Source organism: Pseudomonas syringae pv. tagetis (assembly GCF_022557255.1).
Classification (GTDB): domain Bacteria; phylum Pseudomonadota; class Gammaproteobacteria; order Pseudomonadales; family Pseudomonadaceae; genus Aquipseudomonas; species Aquipseudomonas caricapapayae.
This window is the reverse complement of the sequence record NZ_CP092923.1, coordinates 5,943,210-5,967,353: the sequence shown is the minus strand read 5'-3', so window position 1 is coordinate 5,967,353 and position 24,144 is coordinate 5,943,210. Positions and strand designations below refer to the sequence as shown.

23 protein-coding genes are annotated in these 24,144 nt (G+C 59.4%); 16 read left to right on the top strand and 7 right to left on the bottom strand.

Annotated features, from left to right (window positions below; translation table 11 throughout):
* Window positions 1-218: 218 nt before the first annotated feature.
* Window positions 219-1,613, bottom strand: a complete 1,395-nt coding sequence (argH, locus tag MME58_RS26745; protein WP_054988203.1) for an argininosuccinate lyase — start codon at window positions 1,611-1,613, stop codon at window positions 219-221.
* A 133-nt stretch (window positions 1,614-1,746) separates the two neighbouring features.
* Here argH and MME58_RS26740 point away from each other — a divergent pair, with 133 nt between their 5' ends.
* From MME58_RS26740 to MME58_RS26705, 8 genes are all read left to right on the top strand, one after another.
* Window positions 1,747-2,829, top strand: a complete 1,083-nt coding sequence (locus tag MME58_RS26740) for a sensor histidine kinase (protein WP_054988204.1) — start codon at window positions 1,747-1,749, stop codon at window positions 2,827-2,829.
* Window positions 2,826-3,572: a LytR/AlgR family response regulator transcription factor gene (locus MME58_RS26735; RefSeq protein ID WP_054988205.1), complete on the top strand. Its 747-nt coding sequence runs from the start codon at window positions 2,826-2,828 to the stop codon at window positions 3,570-3,572. The genes MME58_RS26740 and MME58_RS26735 overlap by 4 nt, the downstream gene beginning before the upstream one ends.
* Before the next feature lie 230 nt (window positions 3,573-3,802).
* Entirely contained in the window at window positions 3,803-4,744 is a 942-nt protein-coding gene (gene hemC / locus MME58_RS26730) for a hydroxymethylbilane synthase (RefSeq protein ID WP_054988206.1), read from the top strand.
* On the top strand, window positions 4,741-5,514 hold the full coding sequence (locus MME58_RS26725; protein WP_055006058.1) for a uroporphyrinogen-III synthase: 774 nt from the start codon (window positions 4,741-4,743) through the stop codon (window positions 5,512-5,514). Before hemC ends, MME58_RS26725 begins: the two co-directional genes overlap by 4 nt.
* A 53-nt stretch (window positions 5,515-5,567) precedes the next feature.
* Window positions 5,568-6,689 carry a uroporphyrinogen-III C-methyltransferase gene (locus MME58_RS26720; protein WP_241409113.1) on the top strand — a complete coding sequence of 374 codons (1,122 nt, stop codon included), beginning with the start codon at window positions 5,568-5,570 and terminating at the stop codon, window positions 6,687-6,689.
* Complete coding sequence (locus tag MME58_RS26715) at window positions 6,686-7,930, top strand: heme biosynthesis protein HemY (protein ID WP_054988208.1); 1,245 nt, start codon at window positions 6,686-6,688, stop codon at window positions 7,928-7,930. Before MME58_RS26720 ends, MME58_RS26715 begins: the two co-directional genes overlap by 4 nt.
* A gap of 215 nt (window positions 7,931-8,145) precedes the next feature.
* Complete coding sequence (locus tag MME58_RS26710; RefSeq protein WP_054988209.1) at window positions 8,146-8,673, top strand: disulfide bond formation protein B; 528 nt, start codon at window positions 8,146-8,148, stop codon at window positions 8,671-8,673.
* A 173-nt stretch (window positions 8,674-8,846) separates the two neighbouring features.
* Window positions 8,847-9,320 carry an Rsd/AlgQ family anti-sigma factor gene (locus MME58_RS26705; protein WP_054988210.1) on the top strand — a complete coding sequence of 158 codons (474 nt, stop codon included), beginning with the start codon at window positions 8,847-8,849 and terminating at the stop codon, window positions 9,318-9,320.
* A 79-nt stretch (window positions 9,321-9,399) separates the two neighbouring features.
* Here MME58_RS26705 and MME58_RS26700 read toward each other — a convergent pair whose 3' ends face one another.
* A complete protein-coding gene (locus tag MME58_RS26700; protein ID WP_054988211.1) occupies window positions 9,400-10,077 on the bottom strand; it encodes an FKBP-type peptidyl-prolyl cis-trans isomerase in 678 nt (225 codons plus the stop codon).
* 216 nt (window positions 10,078-10,293) lie between these two features.
* Between MME58_RS26700 and MME58_RS26695 the strand changes: the two genes are divergently transcribed.
* On the top strand, window positions 10,294-11,289 hold the full coding sequence (locus MME58_RS26695; RefSeq protein WP_055006059.1) for an AlgP family protein: 996 nt from the start codon (window positions 10,294-10,296) through the stop codon (window positions 11,287-11,289).
* Here MME58_RS26695 and MME58_RS26690 read toward each other — a convergent pair.
* Window positions 11,286-11,762: a TIGR02444 family protein gene (locus MME58_RS26690; protein ID WP_055006065.1), complete on the bottom strand. Its 477-nt coding sequence runs from the start codon at window positions 11,760-11,762 to the stop codon at window positions 11,286-11,288. The two genes, MME58_RS26695 and MME58_RS26690, sit on opposite strands and share 4 nt — an antisense overlap.
* A gap of 46 nt (window positions 11,763-11,808) precedes the next feature.
* On the opposite strand from MME58_RS26690, the gene MME58_RS26685 reads away from it, so the two are divergent.
* The 6 genes from MME58_RS26685 (at window position 11,809) to MME58_RS26660 (ending at window position 17,896) form a co-directional block, all read left to right on the top strand.
* Entirely contained in the window at window positions 11,809-13,719 is a 1,911-nt protein-coding gene (locus tag MME58_RS26685) for an ATP-binding cassette domain-containing protein (RefSeq protein WP_055006060.1), read from the top strand.
* A 16-nt stretch (window positions 13,720-13,735) separates the two neighbouring features.
* Window positions 13,736-14,329, top strand: a complete 594-nt coding sequence (locus MME58_RS26680) for a mechanosensitive ion channel family protein (RefSeq protein WP_055006061.1) — start codon at window positions 13,736-13,738, stop codon at window positions 14,327-14,329.
* Between the two features lie 67 nt (window positions 14,330-14,396).
* The gene (locus MME58_RS26675) at window positions 14,397-15,029 is read left to right on the top strand and encodes a LysE family transporter (RefSeq protein ID WP_054988215.1); all 633 of its coding nucleotides are present in this window, start codon (window positions 14,397-14,399) and stop codon (window positions 15,027-15,029) included.
* 159 nt (window positions 15,030-15,188) lie between these two features.
* On the top strand, window positions 15,189-17,087 hold the full coding sequence (locus MME58_RS26670; protein ID WP_054988216.1) for a cytochrome c/FTR1 family iron permease: 1,899 nt from the start codon (window positions 15,189-15,191) through the stop codon (window positions 17,085-17,087).
* Between the two features lie 214 nt (window positions 17,088-17,301).
* Window positions 17,302-17,529 (top strand): hypothetical protein, encoded by a 228-nt coding sequence (locus MME58_RS26665; RefSeq protein WP_054988217.1) that lies wholly within the window; start codon window positions 17,302-17,304, stop codon window positions 17,527-17,529.
* A 94-nt stretch (window positions 17,530-17,623) separates the two neighbouring features.
* On the top strand, window positions 17,624-17,896 hold the full coding sequence (locus MME58_RS26660) for a hypothetical protein (protein ID WP_233591008.1): 273 nt from the start codon (window positions 17,624-17,626) through the stop codon (window positions 17,894-17,896).
* Window positions 17,897-17,964: 68 nt separating this feature from the next.
* Here MME58_RS26660 and MME58_RS26655 read toward each other — a convergent pair whose 3' ends face one another.
* Together MME58_RS26655 and prlC are read right to left on the bottom strand one after the other, a co-directional pair.
* Window positions 17,965-18,252, bottom strand: a complete 288-nt coding sequence (locus MME58_RS26655) for a YheV family putative zinc ribbon protein (protein ID WP_054988218.1) — start codon at window positions 18,250-18,252, stop codon at window positions 17,965-17,967.
* On the bottom strand, window positions 18,249-20,336 hold the full coding sequence (gene prlC / locus MME58_RS26650; protein ID WP_162491456.1) for an oligopeptidase A: 2,088 nt from the start codon (window positions 20,334-20,336) through the stop codon (window positions 18,249-18,251). The genes MME58_RS26655 and prlC overlap by 4 nt, the downstream gene beginning before the upstream one ends.
* Before the next feature lie 82 nt (window positions 20,337-20,418).
* Here prlC and MME58_RS26645 point away from each other — a divergent pair, with 82 nt between their 5' ends.
* Window positions 20,419-20,958 carry a gamma carbonic anhydrase family protein gene (locus tag MME58_RS26645; RefSeq protein WP_371913006.1) on the top strand — a complete coding sequence of 180 codons (540 nt, stop codon included), beginning with the start codon at window positions 20,419-20,421 and terminating at the stop codon, window positions 20,956-20,958.
* Window positions 20,959-21,102: 144 nt separating this feature from the next.
* Here MME58_RS26645 and MME58_RS26640 read toward each other — a convergent pair whose 3' ends face one another.
* Complete coding sequence (locus MME58_RS26640) at window positions 21,103-22,158, bottom strand: aminopeptidase (RefSeq protein WP_054988221.1); 1,056 nt, start codon at window positions 22,156-22,158, stop codon at window positions 21,103-21,105.
* A 281-nt stretch (window positions 22,159-22,439) separates the two neighbouring features.
* Window positions 22,440-23,918 carry a hypothetical protein gene (locus MME58_RS26635; RefSeq protein WP_054988222.1) on the bottom strand — a complete coding sequence of 493 codons (1,479 nt, stop codon included), beginning with the start codon at window positions 23,916-23,918 and terminating at the stop codon, window positions 22,440-22,442.
* Window positions 23,919-24,144 lie beyond the last annotated feature (226 nt).

Below are 24,144 nucleotides of genomic sequence, written 5' to 3'. Positions count from 1 at the left end.
GGTACGCTGGAGGGAAATCGGCACGGGCTGAGAGAATCACCGGAACGATAAGAACCTTGAGATGACGATCGTGCCAACGCTCCGAGTTGGCATTCAGTTCGTGACGCTCTGCGTCACACATATGTGCCGCACTGCACTTTCAGGGTCGGAAGAAAGGCATTCCCACGCAGCGCGCGGGAATGATGATCAGGGGCCAGGCCGGCGTGGGTGAAGAGTGTTCAGCGCCCGGCCAGCAGCTCCTGACCGCGTACTACGGCGGCGCGGACCTGTTCGGGGGCGGTGCCGCCGATGTGGTTACGTGCATTTACCGAGCCTTCCAGGGTCAGCACGGCGAACACATCCTGCTCGATCTGGTTGCTGAACTGACGCAACTCTTCCAGGCTCATTTCCGCCAGGTCCTTGCCGGTGTCCACGCCATACTTCACGGCATGACCGACGATTTCGTGGCAGTCACGGAACGGCAGACCACGACGCACCAGATAGTCGGCCAGATCGGTGGCGGTCGAGAACCCGCGCAGCGCCGCTTCACGCATGATGGCGTGTTTTGGTTTGATCGCAGGGATCATGTCGGCAAACGCACGCAACGAATCACGCAGGGTGTCGGCGGCATCGAACAGCGGCTCCTTGTCTTCCTGATTGTCCTTGTTGTAGGCCAGAGGCTGGCCTTTCATCAAGGTCAGCAAGCCCATCAAGGCACCGAACACACGGCCGCTCTTGCCACGAACCAGTTCCGGAACATCGGGGTTTTTCTTCTGCGGCATGATCGAGCTGCCAGTGCAGAAGCGATCCGGCAGATCAATGAACTGGAACTGTGCACTGGTCCACAGCACCAGCTCTTCGGAGAAGCGTGACAGGTGCATCATCGCGATAGACGCGGCCGAGCAGAATTCGATGGCGAAGTCGCGATCCGATACGCCGTCCAGCGAGTTGCCGCCTACCACGTCGAAACCCAGCAGCTTGCAGGTCAGCTCGCGGTCGATCGGGTAGGTCGTGCCCGCCAGCGCAGCGCTGCCCAGAGGCATGCGGTTGAGGCGCTTGCGGCAGTCGACCAGACGCTCGTAGTCGCGGCTGAGCATTTCGAACCAGGCCAGCATATGGTGGCCGAATGTAACAGGCTGGGCGGTCTGCAAGTGCGTGAAACCGGGCATGATGGTTTCGGCTTCGCGCTCGGCCTGGCTCAGCAGGCCTTGCTGCAGACGCGTGATTTCGCTCAGGATCAGATCGATTTCGTCACGCAGCCACAGACGGATATCGGTGGCGACCTGATCGTTGCGGCTGCGGCCGGTGTGCAGTTTCTTGCCGGTGATACCGATGCGGTCGGTCAGGCGTGCTTCAATGTTCATGTGCACGTCTTCAAGATCGACGCGCCACTCGAAATTGCCGGCTTCGATCTCGGCCTGGATGGTGTTCAGGCCGTCAACGATGGTGTCACGCTCGGCGTCGGTCAGCACACCCACCTTGGCCAGCATCGTGGCATGGGCGATGGAGCCCATGATGTCGTGGCGATACAGACGTTGATCGAAATTGACGGAGGCAGTGAAACGCGCGACAAACGCGTCGACGGGTTCACTGAAGCGGCCGCCCCAGGACTGGTTGGTCTTGTCGGTGCTCATGGATTCGCTCGTTGCTAACAGAAAGTGGCGTGCCCGATACCTGGCACAAGGGCGATTGCGATGATAACAGGGTTGATGCATTTTTATCCCCGGACAGCTTGCCGCTGGCGAGGCCAGGGCAGAGACTGGAGCCATGCGAGTCGAACCTGTGAAACATGATGCCCGGGCTGCACCCGGCAAAGATTTTTTTCTCCCGGAACTGTGCCTGCCGCAGGCATTGCTGGTGCTCGTCGTACTGGCGGAGCTGCTGGTGCTGGTTCTGGTTCTGGTAGAACCGATGCGCAGCGGTTTCGATTGGGTACGTCTGGCGCTGATGTCGCTGTTCGTGCAATGGATCGTGCTGCTGTCCGCAGCGCTGTTGTGTGGTTTGCGGCCCTGGCTGGCGCGCCTGACACCCGGACTGGCCGGCATGCTCAGTTGTCTGTTGGTGGTGGGCCTGACACTGTTGTGCACAGCCGTCACGGATGTCTGCCAGCTCACCGGCCGGATTTCGGTCAGCGGGATGGTTGAACGCTACCTGCGTTACTCGACGATTGCCTTGATCATGTCCGCTCTGATGCTGCGCTATTTCTATCTGCAGAGTCAGTGGCGCAAACAGCAACAGGGCGAGCTGCGCGCAAGGATCGAATCGCTGCAGGCGCGAATCCGCCCGCACTTCCTGTTCAATACCCTCAACAGTATCGCCAGTCTGGTTGCCAGCAACCCGATCAAGGCAGAGCAGGCGGTACTGGATCTTTCCGACCTGTTTCGCGCCAGTCTGGCCAAGCCTGGCAGCCTGGTGACATGGGGCGAGGAGCTGGCATTGGCAAAACGATATTTATCGATTGAGCAATATCGTCTTGGCGAGCGTCTACAGTTGGACTGGAGGGTGAGCGCAATTCCCGATGATTTGCCGATTCCCCAGCTAACCTTGCAGCCATTACTTGAAAACGCTTTGATTTATGGCATTGCTCCGCGGGTCGAAGGGGGCGTTGTAACGGTCGAAGCGAATTATGAAGGGGGAGAGTTCATATTGAGCGTCAGCAATCCCTATGAAGAAGTTGCCAATCGGCAGACTTCCAACGGTACTCAGCAGGCTCTGACGAATATAGGCGCACGTATTGCGGCACTTTTTGGCCCGCACGCCAGTCTGAGCGTGGAGCGCCGTGACGGTCGTCACTACACCTGTCTACGCTATCCTTGTGCGAGACTCACGCAGGAAGCCAGAGCTATATGAATGTCCTGATCGTTGATGACGAACCCCTGGCCCGCGAGCGATTGAGCCGCATGGTCAATGAGATCGAAGGTTATCGAGTACTGGAACCCAGCGCCGCCAATGGTGAAGAAGCCTTGGCGCTGATTGAAACTCACAAACCGGATGTGGTGCTGCTCGATATCCGCATGCCGGGCCTCGATGGCCTTCAGGTTGCCGCTCGGCTGTGCGAGCGGGAAGCACCGCCTGCAGTCGTGTTTTGCACCGCCCACGATGAATTCGCCCTGGAAGCCTTTCAGGTCAGTGCGGTCGGCTATCTGGTCAAGCCGGTACGCTCCGAGCACCTTGTCGAAGCGCTGAGAAAGGCCGAGCGACCGAACCGTGTGCAACTGGCGGCGCTGACTCGTCCGGCTGCCGAAAGCGGATCGGGGCCACGCAGCCATATCAGCGCCCGAACCCGCAAGGGCATCGAACTGATCCCCTTGGATCAGGTGATCTACTTCATTGCCGATCACAAGTACGTGACCCTGCGCCACGAGGGCGGCGAAGTGTTGCTGGACGAGCCACTCAAGGCGCTGGAAGACGAATTCGGTGACCGCTTCGTGCGCATTCACCGCAACGCACTGGTGGCCCGCGAGCGAATAGAGCGGTTGCAGCGTACGCCGCTTGGGCATTTCCAGTTGTTTCTGAGGGGGCTCAACGGCGACGCATTGATCGTCAGTCGCCGTCACGTAGCCGGTGTCCGCAAGATGATGCAGCAGCTCTAGGGCTCCCCCCCACCCTGGAGCCTGAGCATCAGAGCCGAGTCACGGAACGGGCAGGGGTAGCGGGTCTGTGTGTTTTTCGGTTCAACTGCGGGCGACCGTTTCCGGCCTCCTTCACCCTTGACCGGTTCGTTGATCGACGTCAGTGGGCTGGTGCAAGTTTTCAGTCAGCACTGAAGCCGCCCTGACTGAGCTGTTATTATCCGTCGCATTCACTCAGTACGGATTGTTCAATGTCCTCTCGCGAAATCCGCATCGCCACTCGCAAAAGTGCGCTGGCACTCTGGCAGGCAGAATACGTCAAGGCCCGTCTGGAACAGGCTCATCCCGGTCTGCTCGTGACGCTGGTGCCTATGGTCAGCCGTGGCGACAAGCTGCTCGACTCTCCCCTGTCGAAAATCGGCGGCAAGGGCCTGTTCGTCAAGGAGCTGGAAACAGCCCTTCTGGAAGACAACGCCGACATCGCCGTGCACTCGATGAAAGATGTGCCGATGGATTTTCCACCAGGTCTGGGCCTGTTCTGCATCTGCGAGCGCGAAGACCCGCGCGATGCATTTGTGTCCAATACCTTTGCCAGCCTGGACCAATTGCCGGCGGGAAGTATCGTCGGCACCTCCAGCTTGCGTCGTCAGGCACAACTGTTGGCGCGTCGTCCCGATCTGCAGATCCGCTTCCTGCGCGGTAACGTCAATACGCGTCTGGCCAAGCTGGATGCCGGTGAGTACGACGCGATCATCCTGGCCGCTGCAGGCCTGATTCGTCTGGGCTTTGAGGACCGCATCACTTCGGCAATCAGCGTCGACGACAGCCTGCCAGCAGGCGGTCAGGGTGCTGTGGGTATCGAATGCCGTAGCGTCGATGCCGAAATTCATGCACTGCTTGCGCCTTTGCATCACGAAGACACCGCTGTGCGTGTGATTGCCGAGCGTTCGCTGAACAAGCACCTCAATGGTGGCTGCCAGGTGCCTATCGCCTGCTACGCCGTGCTGGAGGGCGACGATGTCTGGCTGCGCGGGCTGGTTGGCGATCCATCTGGAAGTCTGTTGCTGCATGCCGAAGCCCGCGCACCACAGACATCCGCCCAGGCGCTGGGTGTGCAGGTAGCCGACGCATTGCTGGCTCAGGGTGCTGCCGAGATCCTCAAAGCGGTATACGGCGAGGCCAACAACGAATGAACACCTGGCGCCTGTTGCTGACCCGCCCGGCCGAGGAGTCGGCGGCGCTGGCAAACGTGCTGGCCCAGGCCGGTATCTTCAGCAGCAGCCTGCCCTTGCTTGAAACCGAGCCTCTGCCCTTGACGCCTGCACAGCGTTCGATCATTTTCGAGCTGCTCAATTATTGTGCGGTCATCGTGGTCAGCAAACCTGCCGCGCGGCTGGCCGTCGAACTGATCGATGAAGTATGGCCGCAGCCACCCATGCAGCCCTGGTTCAGTGTGGGTTCAGCAACCGGGCAGATACTCATCGATTACGGGCTCGATGCAAGCTGGCCGGAGCAGGGCGATGACAGTGAGGCGTTGCTCGGACTCCCGCGCCTGAAACAGGCGATTGCCGTACCGGGCAGCCGCGTGCTGATCATCCGGGGTGACGAAGGACGCGAATTGCTGGCCGAGCAATTGCGCACGCTGGGGGTAGGGGTTGATTACCTGCCGCTGTATCGTCGCTACCTGCCGCTGTATGCGCCTGGAACCCTGCCGCAACGTGTGGCGGTGGAACGCTTGAACGGGCTGGTGGTCAGCAGTGGGCAGGGTTTTGAACATTTGCTTCAGCTGGCTGGCGATTCATGGTCGGACCTGGCCGGTTTGCCACTGTTTGTACCGAGCCCCCGGGTTGCCAGCATTGCGCAGGCAGCCGGAGCCCGGACTGTTATTGATTGTCGTGGCGCCAGCGCCACGGCATTGCTGGCAGCGTTGCGGGATCAACCTCAGCCTGCCGTCAAGGCGTAATGATCGACACCTGTCGTTTACGCTATTACGCCAAAATGCAAAGGATGGGATACGTGAGCGAAACAGCCTTGCCTAAAGACGAAGAATCGGTGTTGAAAACGCCTGCATCCAAGCCTGAACCTGTACGCACCGAGCGGACCGGCAGCCGCAGCAGCGGCTTGGTATTCCTGGCCTTGCTGCTCGGCATCGCCGGTATCGCCGTTGCAGGCTGGGGAGTCTGGCAACTGCGCATGCTGCAGGCCGGCCACCAGCAACAGCGCGGCCAGGTCGAAGACATCGCCGAGCAGACGCTGGTGCTGGCTCAAAATGACCAGCAGTTGAGTGCACGTCTCGCACAATTCCCGCCCGCCGACCAACTGGCAGACAGTCGACGTCTTGTGGCGCAATTGCAGGGCGATCAGCAGCGCCTCAGCCAGCGACTTGAAACCGTGCTGGGCGCGAGCCGCAAGGACTGGCGTCTGGCAGAAGCCGAGCATTTGCTGCGTCTGGCCAGCCTGCGCCTTTCGGCATTGCAGGACATCAACAGTGCTCAGGCCCTGGTCCAGGGCGCCGACGAAATTCTGCGTGAGCAGGACGATCCTGGCTCCTTCGCGGCTCGCGAGCAACTGGCCAAGAGCCTTGCCGCGTTGCGCAGCGTCGAGCAGCCAGACCGCACCGGGCTGTTTCTGCAACTGGCTGCTCTGCGTGAACAGGCTGTTCAGCTCAACAAGCTGGCACCCGAATACGAAGACAAGGGCGAGTCGCTGCTGGGGCTGACCGACGACAAGACCGAGCAAAGCCGATGGTCGCAATGGTGGGACGAGATTTCCCATTACTTCCGTATCGATTTCAACGCCGACAAGGACATCCGTCCGGTATTGGCAGGTCAAAGCCTTTCGCAGGTGCGTCTGGCCCTGAGCCTGGCGCTGGAGCAGGCCCAGTGGGCGGCACTGAACGGGGAGCCGCAGGTATACACCAAGGCAATCACCGAAGCGCAGAGCGTTCTGAAGGCCAACTTCGATCAGGACGATCCTCAGAGCAAAGTGCTTGCACAAGGGCTTGAGGCCCTGGCCAGCCAGCCGGTATCGGTCAAGACCCCTGACCTGGCGCAAAGCCTGAGCTCGGTGCAGGCATACCTTGAACGCCGTCATGCCGCCGGCCAGCCAGCCGAGGCGCAACAGGGGACCAGCCGATGAAGCGCTTTTATGTGCTGTTGTTCATCGCTATCGCCGCTGCGGCGCTGATCGGTGTCGCCGTTGCCGAGCACTCCGGTTACGTACTGATCGCCTATCAGAACTTCCGCTATGAATCGAGCCTGTGGGCGACACTGGCGCTGCTGGTCGCGGTTCTGCTGGTAATCGCCCTGCTGAGGCTGGTGGTCACGTTACTGACGACGTCAGGCCGCGTGGTCAACCCCTGGTCGCGTCGCAACCGCCGTCGCCGTGTGCAACTGGCTATCGAGCATGGCCAGATGGACCTTGCCGAGGGCCGCTGGGCCAGCGCACAACGCCATCTGCAACGGGCGGCCGAAGCCGATGCCCATCCATTGCTTTACTACCTGGGTGCCGCACGCGCAGCCAATGAGCAGGGGCGTTACGAAGACTGCGATGCGCTGCTGGAGCGGGCGCTGGAACGCCAGCCGCAGGCCGAACTGGCAATTGCTTTGAATCACGCTCAATTGCAGCAGGATCGCGGCGATACCGAAGGTGCGCTCACCACGTTGCTGGCGATGAAAGAGCGTCACCCGCACAACCCTCAGGTGCTTCGCCAGTTGCAGCGTCTTTATCAGCAACGCGGCGACTGGTCCGACGTTGTCCGCCTGATGCCGGAGCTGCGCAAGGACAAGGTGTTGCCAGCCAAGGAGCTGGCCGAACTGGAGCGTCGCGCCTGGGGTGAGAACCTGACGCTGGCGGCTTACCGTGACGGCATTGAAGGTACACCCACCGGGCTGCCTTCACTGGAGAGCGCCTGGCAGGGACTTGCTTCGGCGCAACGTCAGGAGCCGCAACTGGTGCTGGCGTATGCCGATCAATTGCGCCGCCTGGGTGCCGAAGCGCAGGCTGAAGAGGTGCTTCGCACCGCCCTGAAGCGTGAGTACAACAGCCACCTGGCGCGTCTGTATGGCCTGGTGCGCGGCAGCGATCCGTTGAAACAGCTGCAGACGGCCGAGGGCTGGCTCAAGCATCACCCGGCAGACCCAAGCCTGTTGCTGACCTTGGGGCGTATCTGCCTGCAAAGCCGATTGTGGGGTAAAGCACGGGACTACCTGGAAAGCAGCCTGCGTCTTGAACGCAATCCCGAGACCTGCGCAGAGCTGGCTCGTCTGCTGGCCCAGCTGGGCGAGACAGATCGCAGCAATAAACTGTTTCAGGAAGGTCTGGGGCTACTCGACGAGCGTTTTCTGTCACGGCCTGTACCGACGCTGACCAAGGCATGAATCTGCCGGAGAGCCCCGTGCGAGGGCTCTCCGTGCTGCCTCGGCGGCCAGCAGACGAGCTGCGAGCGAATCGTCCTACGTCGATGTGTAAAGGAACCACGCAGCGGTGTGTTTGTTTTCCTCGGTAAACAGCGAAGTATCCGTACGCCGCCACCTTGAATGCGTCACGCCCTTTCCTCTACCGTAATCGCCTCGTCCTTTGTTACGGATTTGCCATGTATCTGGCTCGCACACGCTTCCTGTTCTTTCTGGCATCGCTGGCCTGTGCATTAATCATTGGCACCGCCTTCTACCTGCAGCAAACCTTCGGCCTAGACCCCTGCGTTCTCTGTCTGGTACAGCGAGCCGGATTCATCGTCTGCGGTGTGCTGGCGCTGTGCGCTGCCTGCCATGCGCCTGGCCCGACAGGCATGCGTCGCTACAGCCTGGGTTTTCTGCTGATCGCACTGGCCGGGCTTGTCACTGCGGCCGCCCAGGTATGGCTGCAAACCGCCTCGGCCGATCAATTGATACCTTTCATTACCAGACTGGAGCACGTGCTGAGCCTGCTTTCTCTGGACATGTGCATTGACCGGCTGCGAAGCGATGCAATGTTTTGCGCCGAAATCACCTGGACGCTATTCGGCATCAGCCTGCCAGAGTGGAGCCTGCTGGCATTTACAGGTCTTGCGCTGTTACCGCTGTATCCTCTTTTCAGCGAATTCAGTCACTGGCTTGCTACCAGGGATCGGGGCGAGTATTAAACGCTTGTATGAACTTTATCTCCTGCGTACCTTGATGGCCTTGTCGAGCGGGCATAATCTGGGCCGCACGCGTCACTGGAAATGCTGTCCTGACGCATCTATTCAGGCCAGGTCCGGGTTAACTCCCGCGACCGGCCCAGGACCGCATGCCCCTGAAGGGAAGAGAGAAGACCATGCTGGAAAGTTGTCAGAATGCTCAGGAACGCTGGGGCGGAGTCAATAAGCTGATTGATCGCTGGCTTCAAAGTCGTCTCGAACTGATCGAGGCCTATGATGCGCTGGGCGATACGCCCCAGGCGCTGGCGGCTGATCGCGAAGGCCTGCAAAACTTCTGCGGAGTTCTGGTCGATTACGTTTCGGCCGGGCACTTTGAGGTGTACGAACAACTGGGTAATGAAGCCCGTGCGTTCAACGACGAGCGTGGCCTTGAGCTGGCGGACACGATCTATCCGCGTCTGGACGTGATCACCAAGTTTGCGCTGGCGTTCAATGATCGCTGCGACAAAGGCGACTGCTCGGACGCCACGGTGGTGGCCAAGGAGTTCAACCAGCTGGGGCAGTTGCTGCACGAGCGTTTCGAGCTGGAAGACTGCCTGATTGAAGTACTGCACAATTCCCACAAGGAAGAGATTGCCGCTCAGGCGTGAGCAATCCGGTGCAAAAGCTACGAACGCCAAGGGTGCTTCTGCACCCTTTCGCATGTCTGGGTTCCGGTGCTACACCCGCTTACTGAGAAACGGCTATCAGCTCGATTTCAAATACCAGCGGTGTGAACGGATCAATCAGGTCGCCAGCCCCCTCGGCACCGTAGGCTTGATCCGACGGAATCACCAGCCTCCACTTCGCACCCGTCGGCATGTTCTGCAGTGCGCTGGTCCAGCCGCTGATCACGCTGTCGAGCCGGAACCACTGTGGCTGAGTGCTCTGATCGAAGATCGTACCGTCCGGCAAACGCCCCACATAACGCACTTCAACCCTTCCGTTGGCATCAGGTTTGGGGCCCGTGCCAGGCGTCAGCTCGGTCATGAGAATGCCGTCAGCCAATACCTTCACGCCCGGCTTGGCCTTCTCGCTGTCCATGAAGGTGCGCTCCGCTTTGAGCGCTGCTTCGGTAGGCGCGTCCGTGCCTGCGGTCTCGGCCTGCGCAATCGCTGCGTCATGCTCGCGCAGGATCTGGTCAATACGCTCCTGCTTGAGCGCCAGCGGCTTGCCCTGATAGGCCTGTTTCAAACCTTCGACAAGGGCCTTGAGATCAAGGTCAGGGACTTCCTGATGCAAGCGCTCACCGAGGCTTGCGCCCAGGCTGTAGGCGAGATCGTGACCGTCATTGGCCGCAGGTGGCGCTTCGGCGGCCTGAGCCAGGGGTAGCAAGAGGAACAACGACGTTAACAGGTAGCGCGACATTAATGCTCTCCGGCCTGGGAAGGCAGCGATTATGCCAGCGCCAGCGCGTGTAGTGACGAGTCTTGCGAAGTGAATTTCACAATGCCTGCGCATCGTGTCGGACAATCATTTTTTGCACTATGCAACAGCGCCCCCTGGATGCTGTCAAGATGCCCTAGCGGCGATGCGCGCAGAAGCCTAGTATGAGCCGCAATTTCGTCACCCAGGAGGTAAGTCATGTCGGCCAAAAAGAAGCCAGTAAATACTCCGTTGCATTTGCTCCAACAATTATCGGGCAGCTTGCTTGAACATCTGGAAGACGCCTGTTCCCAAGCCTTGGCTGATGCCGAGAAACTGCTCGCCAAGCTTGAGAAACAACGCGGCAAGGCGCAGGAAAAACTGCACAACTCCCGCATCAAACTGCAGGACGCTGCCACCGCCGGGAAATCCAAGGCGCAGGCCAAGGCCAAAGCCGCCGTGTCCGAGCTGGAAGAACTGCTCGATGCCCTCAAGGATCGTCAGACCGAAACCCGCACCTACATTCTGCACCTCAAGCGCGATGCCCAAGAGAGCCTGAAGCTGGCCCAGGGTATTGGCCGTGTGAAAGAGGCGGTCGGCAAGATCCTGACCACTCGCAATGCCAAGCCAGCGGCCCCCAAAGCCGTAGCCAAGGCGCCTGGCGCTGCTACGGCAAAAACGCCGGCAAAAACCGCAGCGAAAGCACCTGTGAAAGTGGCCGCTGCCAAAGCGGTCGCCAAACCCGCAGCCAAGCCTGCAGCAACCAAGGCCCCGGTCAAAGCGGCTGCCAAGCCTGCCGCACGGGCAACTGCAGCAGCCAAGCCCGCCACTGCAAAAACAGCGGCTGCCAAACCCGCTGCTGCGGCCAAGCCTGCCGCCACCAGGCCAGCTGCCAAAGCTGCTGTCACCAAAGCACCTGCGGCCAAAACGACCGCAAGCAGCGCTGCCAAACCTGCCGCTACAAAAACACCGGTTGCCAAACCTGCGGCGAAAGCCCCGGTGAAAGCACCCGCGAAAGCACCTGCAAAGGCCCCGGCCAAAGCACCCGCCAAGGCCCCCGTGAAAGCAGCAACCAAGCCTGCAGCGAAGCCAGCTGCCGCCAAACCGGCCACACCAGCACCTGCTGCAGCCAAGCCAACGACGTCTGCACCTGCTGCGCCAACCGCGGCACCGGCAACACCTGCCAACGGCGCAACGCCAACCAGCGCTTCCTAAGTCTGGTCGACCGCAAGATCAACCGCGATGCGCAGCACCTGCAGCGCATCGCGGTTTTTTTCCGGGTCCCCGTCAGCAAGCTCGACCAGCCAGTCTTCTGCGTTTCTCGCCTCACCCGCGGGCCAGTCTCCGGCCTGTGCCTCAAGCCTTATCATCAGGCTCTGTTCGGCCTCCAGTTCCAGCGCCTTGACCTTCATTCGCAACGCCTTCAGCACCGCGTCCTCATGTGCCTCGACACGCCATTGATTGCGTAAATCCCTCAGTGGACGCACGACATCATCGTGCCAGGGTGTCGCTATTTGTCTTATTTGCGCCACCCGCTGTGCATTGCAAGCCACTTCGCGTGTACCGAGCCAGACCCCGCAAAGCACCATGCACACGTTGGCCCCGTTGGCTTGCAGCGTCAAACAAGCCTGTTCCACGCCTGGCCGGGCGTAGAAATCGAGGGTGAAACTCCAGAGCGCTGAAGGCATAGTGATCCACCTGTTCAGGACGAAGCTGGTAGACTCCGCCGCCATTATGATTCGACTTCAAAGCCTTACCTTACAGCGTGGTCCGCAACGTCTGCTAGAAGACGCCGAGCTGACCCTGCACGCCGGCCATAAAGCCGGTCTGATCGGTGCCAATGGTGCCGGTAAATCCAGCCTGTTCGCCTTGCTGCGCGGAGAGCTGACGCCCGATGCCGGTGACTGCCTGCTGCCCGCCGACTGGCGTATCGCGCACATGCGCCAGGAGGTCGACACGCTCGAACGCCTGGGCGTGGACTACGTACTCGATGGCGATGAGCGTCTGCGTGAGGTTCAGCGTCTGCTGGCCGACGCAGAAGCCGCGCAGGACGGTGCCGCTCAGGCGCGTCTGCATGCGGAGCTGGACAGCGCCGACGGTTACACCGCTGACGCGCGGGCACGCAAGCTGTTGGCCGGGCTGGGCTTCACCAACGAACAGATGGAGCGTCAAGTCGGCAGTTTCTCAGGTGGATGGCGTATGCGCCTGAACCTGGCGCAAGCGCTGATGTGCCCTTCGGACCTGCTGCTGCTCGACGAACCGACCAACCACCTGGACCTCGACGCCATTCTGTGGCTTGAAGACTGGCTCAAGGGCTACCCCGGCACATTGCTGCTGATTTCCCACGATCGGGACTTTCTGGATGCTGTGGTCGATCACATCGCCCATGTCGAGCAGCGCAAGATCACACTCTATCGCGGTGGCTACAGCGCATTCGAGCGTGCCCGCGCCGAGCGTCTGGCACAGCAGCAACAGGCCTACGAAAAGCAGCAGGCGCAACGCGCGCACATGGAAAAATACATCGCGCGGTTCAAGGCTCAAGCCACCAAGGCACGCCAGGCACAGAGCCGGATCAAGGCACTGGAGCGCATGGAAGAGCTGTCTGCCGCGCACGTCGATTCGCCGTTCAACTTTGTTTTCCGTGAGTCCGACAAGATTTCCAGCCCATTGCTGGACCTGTCCGACGCGCGTCTCGGTTACGGCGACAAGACCATCCTTGAGAAGGTCAAGCTGCAACTTACGCCAGGCGCACGCATCGGTCTGCTTGGCCCCAACGGCGCGGGCAAATCGACGCTGATCAAAAATCTGGCTGGCGAGCTTGAGCCGCAGAGTGGTCGGTTGGTCAGGGGTGAAAACCTCACCGTCGGCTATTTCGCCCAGCATCAGCTCGACTCGCTGGATGCCAAAGCCACGCCCTTGCTGCACTTGCAGCGCCTGGCACCGACTGAACGCGAACAGACGCTGCGCGACTTCCTCGGCGGTTTCGATTTCCGTGGCGCGCGCCTGGATGAGCCGGTGCTGAATTTCTCCGGTGGCGAGAAGGCCCGTCTGGCGCTGGCGCTGATTGCCTGGGAAAAACCCAACCTGTTGCTGCTCGATGAACCGACCAACCACCTGGATCTGGAGATGCGCCTGGCACTGACCATGGCCCTGCAGGAATTCGGCGGCGCGGTACTGGTGGTGTCTCACGATCGGCACTTGCTCAAAAGCACGACCGATGACTTCCTGCTGGTAGCCGATGGCCGCGTGCAGGAATTCGACGGCGATCTGGATGATTACACGCGCTGGCTGGCCGATTACCGACTGCGCAACGCGCCGGTCAGCACCACGCCCGTCAATGCCGACAAGACTGACAAGAAAGCCCAGCGTCAGCAGGCAGCAGCCTTGCGCCAGCAACTGGCCCCGCACAAGCGTGAAGCCGACAAGCTGGAGCGTGATCTGGGTGTGGTGAATGAACACCTCGCCAAGGTCGAAGAGGCGCTGGCGGATAGCACCAACTACGAGGCGGCCAACAAGGACAAGCTGCGCGATCTGCTGGCCGAGCAGGCAAAGCTGAAAGTACGTGAGTCCGAGCTGGAAGATGCCTGGATGCAGGCGCTGGAACTGCTGGAATCAATGCAGGCCGAACTGGAAGCATTGTCGTGAGTGAGGCAAAAGAGTGATGGAGATGTTGGGCCTGCCGGTATCCGCGTACTGGCTTGAACCGCTGCTGATCGGTGTACAGATTCTGCTGATCCTGCTGGCCGGTTACGTATTGCAACGCATCGTGGGTGGTTTTCTGACCGGTCTGGGCGAGCGTTACCCTTTGCCTCCGGAGCTGCTGGTACCGGTTCGCGGTGGCTTGCGCTGGCTGATCATGGGCAGCGCTTTCGTTTTCGTCCTGGGCCGGCTCGGGGTTTCGGCCACCGTGTTGTGGACGGCGCTGTCCGGTTTTGTCGCGGTCGCGGCGGTGGCGTTCTTCGCCATGTGGAGCGTGCTGTCGAACCTGCTTTGCGCCATTCTGATCTTTACCATCGGCCCGTTCCGTATCGGAGACATGGTCGAGCTGGTCGAGACGCTGGACAAGCCCGGTGTAAAGGGCCGGGTGGTCGCTATCAATCTGATGTTCACCACCCTGATCGAAACCCAGGAAGCCGGTGGAGCGCTGGTTCAGGTGCCCAATAGCCAGTTCTTTCAGAAGGCGGTACGCCGCTGGCGCGGCAGTGACCTGTTCCAGCAGATGGTGGTTGCGAAGCAGCCGGATGAGCAGGATTAAAAATAGTTAGCCTTCCAACGCGCTAACCACTAATTTATCGGGCATTCGACTCTGCTTGAGGTGCGTGATGGCGCTTGAAACGTGGCTGGGCTTTTTTGCGGCCTGCTGGATTATCAGTCTTTCACCAGGCGCAGGTGCTATTGCGTCGATGTCCTGTGGTCTGCAATACGGTTTCTGGCGTGGCTACTGGAATGCCCTCGGCTTGCAGATCGCGCTGGTGGCACAGATTGCGATTGTCGCTGCGGGTCTTGGTGCAGTGCTGGCGGCTTCCGAGATGGCGTTCACGCTGATCAAGTGGTTCGGTGTGGCGTATCTGGTCTACCTCGGCATCAAACAGTGGCGCGCGCTGCCCACCGACCTGAGTGACGAATCGGCCGTTCGCCCTGTCGGCAAACCGGCGACGCTGGTCATGCGCGGCTTTCTGGTCAATATCAGTAACCCCAAGGCGCTGATTTTCATCCTGGCAATTTTGCCGCAGTTCATTGACCCGGCCGCTCCGCTGTTTATCCAGTACGTCATCATCGCGGCGACCATGGTGGTGGTCGACCTGATCGTGATGGCGGGTTACACCGGCCTGGCATCGAAGGTCCTGCGCCTGCTGAAAACGCCTCGCCAGCAACGTCGTCTGAACCGCACGTTCGCCAGCCTGTTCGTCGGGGCAGCAGGGTTTCTCGCAACGCTGAATCGCGGCACGGCCTGAGCCACCTCGCCCCCTTCAAGTCCCGAACAGAGCCATGCCCTGTTCGGGCCTTAGTAAGGCTGAATGTAAGATTCTGTAACAAAAACGGACCTCGACTATTGAGTAGTGATCGTGCGGCGTTAACAATGCACCGCATCGCATTCCTGTCGAGATTCTGCAATGCCCGTCCGCTCTCGTTATTTTGCCTGGCTGCTGGTGCCGCTACTGGCGCTGTGCAGCTGCATCGCACTGGCCGAACCTGTCGAGGGCGCAGCCCAGGCGTTGCATCTGCTGGATTATCTGGGTGCCGACTACCCGGCCACCGTGGCGGATGGCAAGGTCGTGAATACCGTCAAGTATCAGCAGCAGATCGACAACCTCGCAGCGCTGCAAGGCCTCGTGCTTGCCCTGCCACGACGTGCAGAGCGTGCTGATCTGGAGCAGGCCGTATCGCAGCTGAAAAGCGCTGTAACGTATCGGCTGGACGGTGTGCAGGTCGCTCGTCAGGCGCGGCAGTTGAGTGCCCGGCTCGCGCTTGCCTATGAGGTCAGTCAGGCCCCGGCCATCACCCCGGACCCGGCCCGTGGCGCGCCCTTGTACGCTCAGCATTGCTCGGTCTGTCATGGCGATAGCGGGGCAGGTGACGGTCCGGCAGGTATCGGTCTGGAGCCGCCGCCTTCGAACCTGCGTGACACGGCGCGGCTGGATCGCCTGAGCCTTTACGACCTCTACAACGCAACCGGGCTGGGAATTTCCGGCACCGACATGCCCGCGTTCGCCGACCAGCTGGACGACCGCCAGCGCTGGGATATCGCGACCTACATCGCCAGTTTCAGTGCACAGCCGGTCGCCAATCCAGGCAAAACCTTCAACATCGCCGATCTGGCTCGCCAGACACCCGCCGAAGTTCAGGCGGCAGAGGGGCCGGATGCCAGCGCGACCTTCCGCGCCCAGCGTGCACGCCCGCCACAGGTGCAGCGCGGCCCGGCGCAACTGCTCGATTACACCAGCGTGACGCTCGACAAGAGTCTGGCGGCCTACAAAGCGGGTGATCGCGAGCAGGCCTATGATTTGTCGGTGGCGGCCTATCTGGAAGGTTTCGAGCTGGTCGAAAGTTCTCTGGATAACGTCGACGCCAACGTGCGCAAGGACACTGAAAAGAGCCTGATGGCTTACCGGCAGTCATTGCAGGATGGCATGCCGCTACCGCAGGTTGCGCAAAAGCTGGAGGCCGCCAAAGCCAGGCTCAAGGAGTCGGCAGGGCTGTTGGGCAGCGACGGCCTCAGCCAGTCGCTGAGCTACATTTCGGGCCTGCTGATACTGCTGCGGGAAGGGCTCGAAGCCATTCTGGTGCTGGCAGCGATTCTGGCGTTTCTGCGCAACACCGAGCAGCAGTCTGCGGTGCGCAGCGTCAACATCGGCTGGGCGCTCGCCTTGCTGGCAGGACTGGGCACTTGGGCCCTCGCTGCCTATGTGATCGATGTCAGCGGCGCGCAGCGTGAGTTGCTGGAAGGTGCCACCGCGCTGTTCGCCAGTGTAATGGTGCTCTGGCTTGGCGTGTGGATGCACGACCGTCGCCATGCCGCCGCGTGGCAGGACTATGTCAAAAGCAGCCTGGTCGGCGGCGGTGGCCGATTCGGCTTCGCGGTACTGGCTTTCTTCTCGGTGTACCGCGAGCTGTTCGAAGTCATCCTGTTCTACGAAACCCTGTGGTTGCAGGCAGGACCCGCCGGACACGATGCCGTGCTGGCGGGTGGCGCCACAGCACTGGTGCTGTTGGTCGGCCTGGCGTGGGTCATCCTGCGCGGCTCGGCGAAGCTGCCGCTGTCAATGTTCTTCGGTATCAACGCTGCGCTGCTGTGTGCGCTGTCGGTGGTGTTCGCCGGGCATGGCGTCAAGGCCCTGCAAGAAGCTGGCATCTTCGGCACCCGGCCAGTGCCGTTTTTCGAATTCGACTGGCTGGGCATTCATGCCGACCTGTACTCGCTCGGTGCACAGGCCATCGCCCTGACAGCCATTGCCGTGCTCTACGGGCGCAGCGTGCTGGCAGAGAAACGCAGGCGTCAGGCATCAGCCTGACGCTTTACACCTGCTCAAGGACAAGCGGCATCCGCCGCTTGTCCAGACTGTACTAATCAGCGCTATTTCCCCCATCGTTAGACGCTTTTCCTTCCTGTACAAAAAACCACCTGTTAGTTCTGTCAGTAGACGCCATTTTTATTCAGGCCTAGTGTAGCGAAACGCCAACTCGGCTATCGGGTACTGGCGCATTTACCTGAGAACGAGGTGGGTGATGGCTAAGTATGAGATTCGGTTGTGGGCTGAAGATATTGAGGAACATGACCATCCTGAAATAGCCATTGAATTTTATGAAAACGATGATTTGCAAGAGCATGCCTGGGTCAGGCTGCACCCTCATGGCAAGCACAAGATTCGCGGCGAACTGGGAAGGGACGAGGAAGTTCTGACCGACCTGGCACTGGCCTTCAGGAAGAAGGTGGCTGAGTTGTTGGATTGGTAAAGCCAGGTTACGTTTGTAACAAAACCTGACTTACACAGGTGCCGGAGAGGCTGGCGGTACTGGCATCTCAATCCAATAAAAGAGGATTGAGAACATGGCTAATTATGAAGTAAGACTCTCGACTGCCGAATTTGAAGGTGATGCGACGCCTGAAGTACTCGTGGAGTTCTGGGACGCTAACCTTTTAAATGAAAGAACAGGCCGCAAGGGAGATTACGCATTCACGGCGTTTGTAACGGCGACGGTTACGATACCGTCAAGAGTAAAGCAGACGTTGACGGGGGTAGAAGGAATCGACGACAAGGACGACGCTATCTTGATCGATCTAGCCAAGGCATTTGTCAAAATGAATCTCTTCATTAAATAAACGACCGCAAGATCGGCAGGCATGAGGGGCACGTTCGGTGCCCCTCGACATATGTATTCAGAAATCAATCATTCCAAATCAACCGGCTTCTTCAATTTCGGATTCGGGAAGAACTGCACACCCTGCACCTTCGGATCCGCCGGTTTGACCACTGCCTTGTTGACCCGCGTGCCCAACTCCTTCGGTATCGAAATACCTTGTTCGTTGAGCGTATCGCTGTAGCCGCAGCCCACGCACTCACGGTGCGGCACATCGTTTTCGCTCCACATCATCAGCTTGTCAGGCTCGCTGCACGCCGGGCAGACGGCCCCGGCGATAAAGCGTTTCTTGGTAATGATTACCGGTGTATCGGTCATGCTGCCGCGTCCTCACTCAAGCCACTGTGACGCAAGAGTGCGTCAATCGACGGCTCGCGTCCGCGGAAGTCGACGAACAGCACCATCGGAGCCTGTGAGCCACCGCGGGCCAGGATGGCTTCGCGGAAGGCACGGCCGGTTTCAGCGTTGAGCACACCGTCTTCCTCGAATTTCGAGAACGCATCGGCGGACAGCACTTCGGCCCACTTGTAGCTGTAATAACCGGCTGCGTAACCGCCTGCGAAGATATGCGCGAAGCTATTCGGGAAACGGTTGTAGGCGGGCGGACGCATCACCGACACTTCGTCACGAATGCCTTCCAGCACATCCAGCACGCTGCGCCCGTCACCGTGGGTGGCGTGCAATTCAAAGTCGAACAGCGAGAACTCCAACTGACGCACCATCATCAGACCGGACTGGAAGTTCTTGGCGGCGAGCATTTTCTCCAGCAGGTCCTGTGGCAGCGGCTCGCCGGTTTCGTAATGACCGGAGATCAGCGCCAGACCTTCGGGCTCCCAGCACCAGTTTTCCATGAACTGGCTCGGCAACTCGACGGCGTCCCAGGCCACGCCATTAATACCGGAAACACCGGCATGCTCGACGCGAGTCAGCAGGTGATGCAGGCCATGACCGAACTCGTGGAACAGCGTGGTGACTTCATCGTGAGTCAGCAGCGCAGGCTTGCCCGCGACTGCCGGTGTGAAGTTGCACACCAGGTTGGCCACCGGGCTTTGCAACGTGCCCTCAGCCGTACGACGACGATCACGAGCGCCGTCCATCCAGGCACCGCCACGCTTGTTGGCGCGCGCATACAGATCGAAGAAGAAACGCCCCACATGCTGGCCGTTTTCCTTGATCTCGAACAGACGAACGTCCGGATGCCATGTATCGAAACCTTTCTGCTCGGCAATCTCGATGCCGTACAGGCGCTGGACGATAGCGAACAGACCGCCCAGCACCTTATCGATGGGGAAGTAGGCGCGCAGGATTTCCTGAGAAACGCTGTAGCGCTGTTCGCGCAGCTTCTCGCCATAGAAACCGCTGTCCCAGCTTTGCAGATCCGGGCAGCCCTGTTCTGCAGCATAAGCCTTCAGTTGCTCAAGGTCCTGGGCGGCAAACGGCTTGCTGCGCTTGGCCAGGTCACGCAGGAAACTCAACACCTGATCGCTGGACTCGGCCATCTTGGTCGCCAGGCTCAGCTCGGCGAAGTTTGCATAGCCGAGCAGCTGCGCAAGCTCCTGACGCAGATCAAGGATCTGCTCCATGACCGGAGTGTTGTCGTTCTTGCCTGCGTTCGGGCCTTGATCCGACGCGCGGGTGGCGTACGCCGCATAGACTTCTTCGCGCAGTGCGCGGTCTTCGGCGTAGGTCATCACCGCGTAGTAGCTCGGGAATTCCAGCGTGATCAGGTAGCCTTCCAGATCCTTTGCCTTGGCGGCGGCGGCCATTTGCTGCTTGGCAGAATCAGTCAGACCGGCGAGGGCAGACTCATCGGCGACCAGCTTGGTCCAGGCCTGGGTGGCGTCGAGCAACTGGTTGGAAAACTGGCTGCCCAGCTCCGACAGTTTGCTTTGCACTTCGGCGTAACGCTTTTGCTGCTCTGGCGGCAGATCGATACCGGACAGGCGGAAGTCACGCAGCGATTGTTCCAGAATGGTCTTCTGGCCAACGTCGAAACCGGCGGCCTCAGGGCCGTTGGCCAGGGCTTCATAGGCCTGAAACAGCGCGCGGTTCTGGCCCATCTCGGTGGAGTAGGCGCTCAATGCCGGCAGGCAGGATTCATACGCTTCGCGCAGCTCGGAGCTGTTGCACACCGCATTGAGGTGGCTGACCGGGCTCCAGGCAGCGCCCAGGCGATCGTTCAGCTCGTCCATGGTCAGTACCAGCCCGGCCCAGGTCGGTGTCGAACCTTGTTTGGCGAGGATGTCGGCAATCGCGGCACGGTTATCCGCCAGGATCTGTTCGATAGCAGGTTTGACATGTTCGGCACGAATCGCCGAAAAGGGTGGCAGGTCGTACGATTGCAGAAGAGGGTTGTTCGCGCTCACGGTTTTGCACCTTGCCTTGAAGAAACACTCAGCCATCTTAATTACAATCGACGCCGACCGCAGCAACCAAACCCGCTCTACACGCCTATCACTGCCAAAGAAGGAGCCTATCGTGGCCATGCGCAAGTTTCAGGAGCACACCCCAGCCCTCGGCGAACGGGCCTTTGTCGATCATTCAGCGGTGGTTATCGGTGACGTGGAAATCGGTGCCGACAGCTCCGTCTGGCCACTGACGGTGGTACGCGGCGACATGCACCGCATCCGCATCGGCGCTCGCACCAGCGTGCAGGATGGCAGCGTGCTGCACATCACCCACGCCGGTCCCTTCAACCCGGACGGTTTTCCGCTGCTGATTGGCGATGAGGTGACCATCGGTCACAAAGCCATGCTGCATGGCTGCACCCTCGGCAACCGCATCCTGGTCGGCATGGGCACCACTATCATGGACGGCGCGATTGTCGAAGACGAAGTGATCATTGGCGCAGGCAGCCTGGTGCCGCCGGGCAAGGTACTGGAAAGTGGTTTCTTGTATGTCGGCCGCCCGGTCAAACAGGCGCGGGCACTGACCGAAAAGGAAATCGCCTTCTTCCCATACAGCGCCGCTAATTACGTGAAGCTCAAGGATCAGCACCTGGCTGAGGAGTTTGATAAGGGCTGAGGCTGACCATCGTTCCTATGCTCCAGCGCAGGAATGCCTTTCGTGACGCTTCGCGTCACAATTTTGCGCCGCACCACGTGCTCAAGATCGGACGCAGAGCGTCCGGAAAGGCATTACCACGCAGAGCTTAGTAACGAGAATCCATCAAGGCATTAACGCCCGCAGCGCAGTCTTGCGCGCCTCGGCAGGCATCGCGCCCAACTTTTCCACCGCCCGATAAAACGCCTGCCAGTCGCCATCCACCTGCCTGAACAAGGTCTCGAAAGCTGGCACCCATTGGTCGTAAAGACCAAAAGGCAGCAGTTTGGCGTTGTTCATCGGGCTGTTGATCCAGGCATCAAAGCGCTTGTCGCCCGCCCATTGCTCATCGCGCAATTTTCGGTAGTCACTGCGCATGCGCTCAAACTCTTCAGCCTTGCGCGCGCGCATCACTTCGGCAGACAGCGGCTGACGATACAGCGCCTTGAGTCGCTCTCGGGTATCGAGTACCAGCCGGGTAAACCGGTCACGCCGCGCAGACTGAGAAACACTCTCCGGAGGCAGCCCCCGCGCCGCACGCCACTGGCGCGTGCCTTCCTGCTCGACAAAACTGGCGTAGGACTCGTTGAACTCCGTGTCGTCCTTCACATAAAAACGCTGATGCGCCAACTCATGAAAAATCAGCGTCGCCAGACGCTCGTCGCCCCAGCCCATCATGGAGCTGAGAATCGGATCATTGAACCAGCCCAGCGTCGAATAGGCTTCCACACCACTCAGATACACATCCTTGCCAGCCTGGCGCTGCAACGCCGCCTCACCCCGCGCTCCGCCAGGGCTGTAATAACCGCGATAGGCGACACACCCGGCAATCGGAAAACAATGCGTAACCGGCTCCAGAGAGAACTCGTCGGTGGCAAACACATTCCACACCACATAAGGCCGCCCCAGATCCGCATACAGGCGGTAACTCTTGTTATCCGGCAGATGCAAATGCTCAGTGGCAAACGTCCGTGCCAACTGTGAACGGGCCAGATGCTCGCGCAACCCGGCATCCCGCTTCGGGTCAGCGACGATCTTCGCCACCGGTTCGCGAGCCTGCAGCAATTGCCACTGTCCTTGAGCCAATTGACCGTAGTAGGAAACGCTGGCGCAGCCGGCGAGCAGCGTAACGGCCATCAGTAAAATGACGCGACAAAGGCGTGGGGCGGTCAGTGTGGACATGAGCGGGAGGGCTTTGGTGATCTGGACAGGGTGATGTTATGCCGGACGGGCAGGGAGATGTGCAACTGTCGAGATTCGCCGATTAAAAAGGTAATTCGACAAGATCGAGCCTTGCGCCGATAGCAGGGCGTTGCACGCGTGGTTTATGAAGCGCTTACGACGAACGCTGGAACCGGAGGGCACAGCAGAGCGAGAGGAAAGTAAGTCAGCCCGGGCGCACGCTCACCAGGAGAGTGCGCCCGGGCTGCCAGGTTGGGGAGTGCTATCCGTGAAGGGTCGGATCAGGACGTTGTTCTGGCCAGCCACGGGAATGTGGACCGGGGTAGGTAATAAACGTGGAGACTCCAGTTGCAGCCTCGGTCATAGTTGCTTTCAACGTACAAGGACCCAGATGTTTTCCCAATCATCGCACCGTTGGACTTCCAGTCGCCGTTGGTTTCACTGTTCCAGCCGTTTTGAATGTACCAGCCGGTAATAATAGCGCCCCCTTCAGACGGGTCGAACGGGAACGAAAAGGTGTGGCTTTGGTGGCCGATTGTCCAGTCAGCGCTGTAATGCTGATTGTCCTCCTGAATTGAAACATTGGTAAGTTCGGTGGATTTGATCCCGGCCAACGTCGAATAGACACCGCTCGCTGGCTCATTCGGCGGTGAGAGCGTCAGGCTCTGATAGAAAGAGAACAACGCGAGCGAAGGTTGAAGGCTTCTGGTCAGCTCAGAGACTTGCTGACTTAACTGACTTGCCGCGTCAGGCTCGTAAAGCAAGGTGCCGATACGTGCGCTGTACTGATTCGTTAAGTATTGCTGCGTGTCCGCTACAGTATTGATGCCTTGAACGGGCGGGGTGAGGCTGTAGGGCTGGGTGGAGTAATAGCCCGGAATGGCCGACGTGAGTGACTCCAGTTCCCGCAGCTGAAACGCGATGGTCTTGACCTTGGCAAAGTTATCAGGGTTTAGCGGTAACGTATTGGGAATGCGGTTATCGATCTGTGAATAATGAATCAGCCTGGCACGACGCGGAACAGGCTGCAGGTTTTCTGTAAACCACGTCAATATAGTGGGAATGCTGTTAGCGTCAGCCCCGACAGGAGGCGCTTTTCCTGACGTCCCGTTCATGGTGACCGCCACCTTCACATGGACATCGCTTGAGCTTGCCAGCGACTCGAATTCCGCAGCCCCGGAAGCGCTTAGTATGTCTTTCTTACCGGCAACGGCTGCTTTGAAAGTCTGCAGCGCAGTAGTCGTCGTTGTGCTGCACGTATAAGTAGCCACGAAGCGCGAGCCGAATTTCGCGGTGGCAACGAAGTAATCGCCATACGTGTCCCGAAAGCCAGCCGGGTTCGAGCTTGCCAACTCACTGGCTTGAGGGGTGAAGGCTGGCGCTGGACTCAGCGAGGCATAATCCGCGTCCGTCACGTCATAGAAAGCCAATATCGTCAACGAGGTTTCAGAGAACGTGACATTGGACAAATATGACGCGGATGCCGATGCACTGGCGGCACCTACATTGTATTCGCCCTGAGCTTCCGCTTTGAAAAGTCGACTATAGTCGTCAGCGGTCGCAATCACTTCGTACTTCTGAACGGTATTTTTTGCCCTACCAGGTTCTGGTGTAATGGGGCTAACTGCTTGTACAGCAAACGCACCACTTTCGGCATTGATTCCCAAGCCGAAAGAATAGTCATTCCATGGCTGATCATTCAACGTTCCCGCCAGATTGGTAACTAGCGACTCGCTTTTTTCACCCCGTTTACTCCACATTTTTCACATCCCTAATGTTTTTTTGATTGAGACAGGTTCTGCCATCAACAAAAGCTGTCTATTCCTTGACACATGCTTTGAGGTCACAAGGCACTTAATAAAAATGTACAATCGACAATCAGGAATCAAGAAAATTTTATAGAGCCTCAATAAAATTATCCTATCAATTGACTGTAGAAATCAAAATTCGCGGCTGACTATTCAAGCGGGTTTATATAGCCGCACG

Bases quoted from the DNA above. Each gene is read 5' to 3' on its own strand.
- MME58_RS26660 (WP_233591008.1), top strand. From the start codon at position 17,624: ATGGCTAATTATGAAGTAAGACTCTCGACTGCCGAATTTGAAGGTGAT.
- MME58_RS26740 (WP_054988204.1), top strand. From the start codon at position 1,747: ATGCGAGTCGAACCTGTGAAACATGATGCCCGGGCTGCACCCGGCAAA.
- MME58_RS26640 (WP_054988221.1), bottom strand. From the start codon at position 22,158: ATGTCCACACTGACCGCCCCACGCCTTTGTCGCGTCATTTTACTGATG.
- MME58_RS26655 (WP_054988218.1), bottom strand. From the start codon at position 18,252: ATGACCGATACACCGGTAATCATTACCAAGAAACGCTTTATCGCCGGG.
- MME58_RS26700 (WP_054988211.1), bottom strand. From the start codon at position 10,077: ATGTCGCGCTACCTGTTAACGTCGTTGTTCCTCTTGCTACCCCTGGCT.
- MME58_RS26675 (WP_054988215.1), top strand. From the start codon at position 14,397: ATGGCGCTTGAAACGTGGCTGGGCTTTTTTGCGGCCTGCTGGATTATC.
- MME58_RS26735 (WP_054988205.1), top strand. From the start codon at position 2,826: ATGAATGTCCTGATCGTTGATGACGAACCCCTGGCCCGCGAGCGATTG.
- MME58_RS26725 (WP_055006058.1), top strand. From the start codon at position 4,741: ATGAACACCTGGCGCCTGTTGCTGACCCGCCCGGCCGAGGAGTCGGCG.
- hemC (WP_054988206.1), top strand. From the start codon at position 3,803: ATGTCCTCTCGCGAAATCCGCATCGCCACTCGCAAAAGTGCGCTGGCA.
- MME58_RS26680 (WP_055006061.1), top strand. From the start codon at position 13,736: ATGGAGATGTTGGGCCTGCCGGTATCCGCGTACTGGCTTGAACCGCTG.
- MME58_RS26685 (WP_055006060.1), top strand. From the start codon at position 11,809: ATGATTCGACTTCAAAGCCTTACCTTACAGCGTGGTCCGCAACGTCTG.
- MME58_RS26670 (WP_054988216.1), top strand. From the start codon at position 15,189: ATGCCCGTCCGCTCTCGTTATTTTGCCTGGCTGCTGGTGCCGCTACTG.
- MME58_RS26710 (WP_054988209.1), top strand. From the start codon at position 8,146: ATGTATCTGGCTCGCACACGCTTCCTGTTCTTTCTGGCATCGCTGGCC.
- MME58_RS26645 (WP_371913006.1), top strand. From the start codon at position 20,419: ATGCGCAAGTTTCAGGAGCACACCCCAGCCCTCGGCGAACGGGCCTTT.
- MME58_RS26705 (WP_054988210.1), top strand. From the start codon at position 8,847: ATGCTGGAAAGTTGTCAGAATGCTCAGGAACGCTGGGGCGGAGTCAAT.
- MME58_RS26690 (WP_055006065.1), bottom strand. From the start codon at position 11,762: ATGCCTTCAGCGCTCTGGAGTTTCACCCTCGATTTCTACGCCCGGCCA.
- prlC (WP_162491456.1), bottom strand. From the start codon at position 20,336: ATGGCTGAGTGTTTCTTCAAGGCAAGGTGCAAAACCGTGAGCGCGAAC.
- argH (WP_054988203.1), bottom strand. From the start codon at position 1,613: ATGAGCACCGACAAGACCAACCAGTCCTGGGGCGGCCGCTTCAGTGAA.
- MME58_RS26695 (WP_055006059.1), top strand. From the start codon at position 10,294: ATGTCGGCCAAAAAGAAGCCAGTAAATACTCCGTTGCATTTGCTCCAA.
- MME58_RS26635 (WP_054988222.1), bottom strand. From the start codon at position 23,918: ATGTGGAGTAAACGGGGTGAAAAAAGCGAGTCGCTAGTTACCAATCTG.
- MME58_RS26665 (WP_054988217.1), top strand. From the start codon at position 17,302: ATGGCTAAGTATGAGATTCGGTTGTGGGCTGAAGATATTGAGGAACAT.
- MME58_RS26715 (WP_054988208.1), top strand. From the start codon at position 6,686: ATGAAGCGCTTTTATGTGCTGTTGTTCATCGCTATCGCCGCTGCGGCG.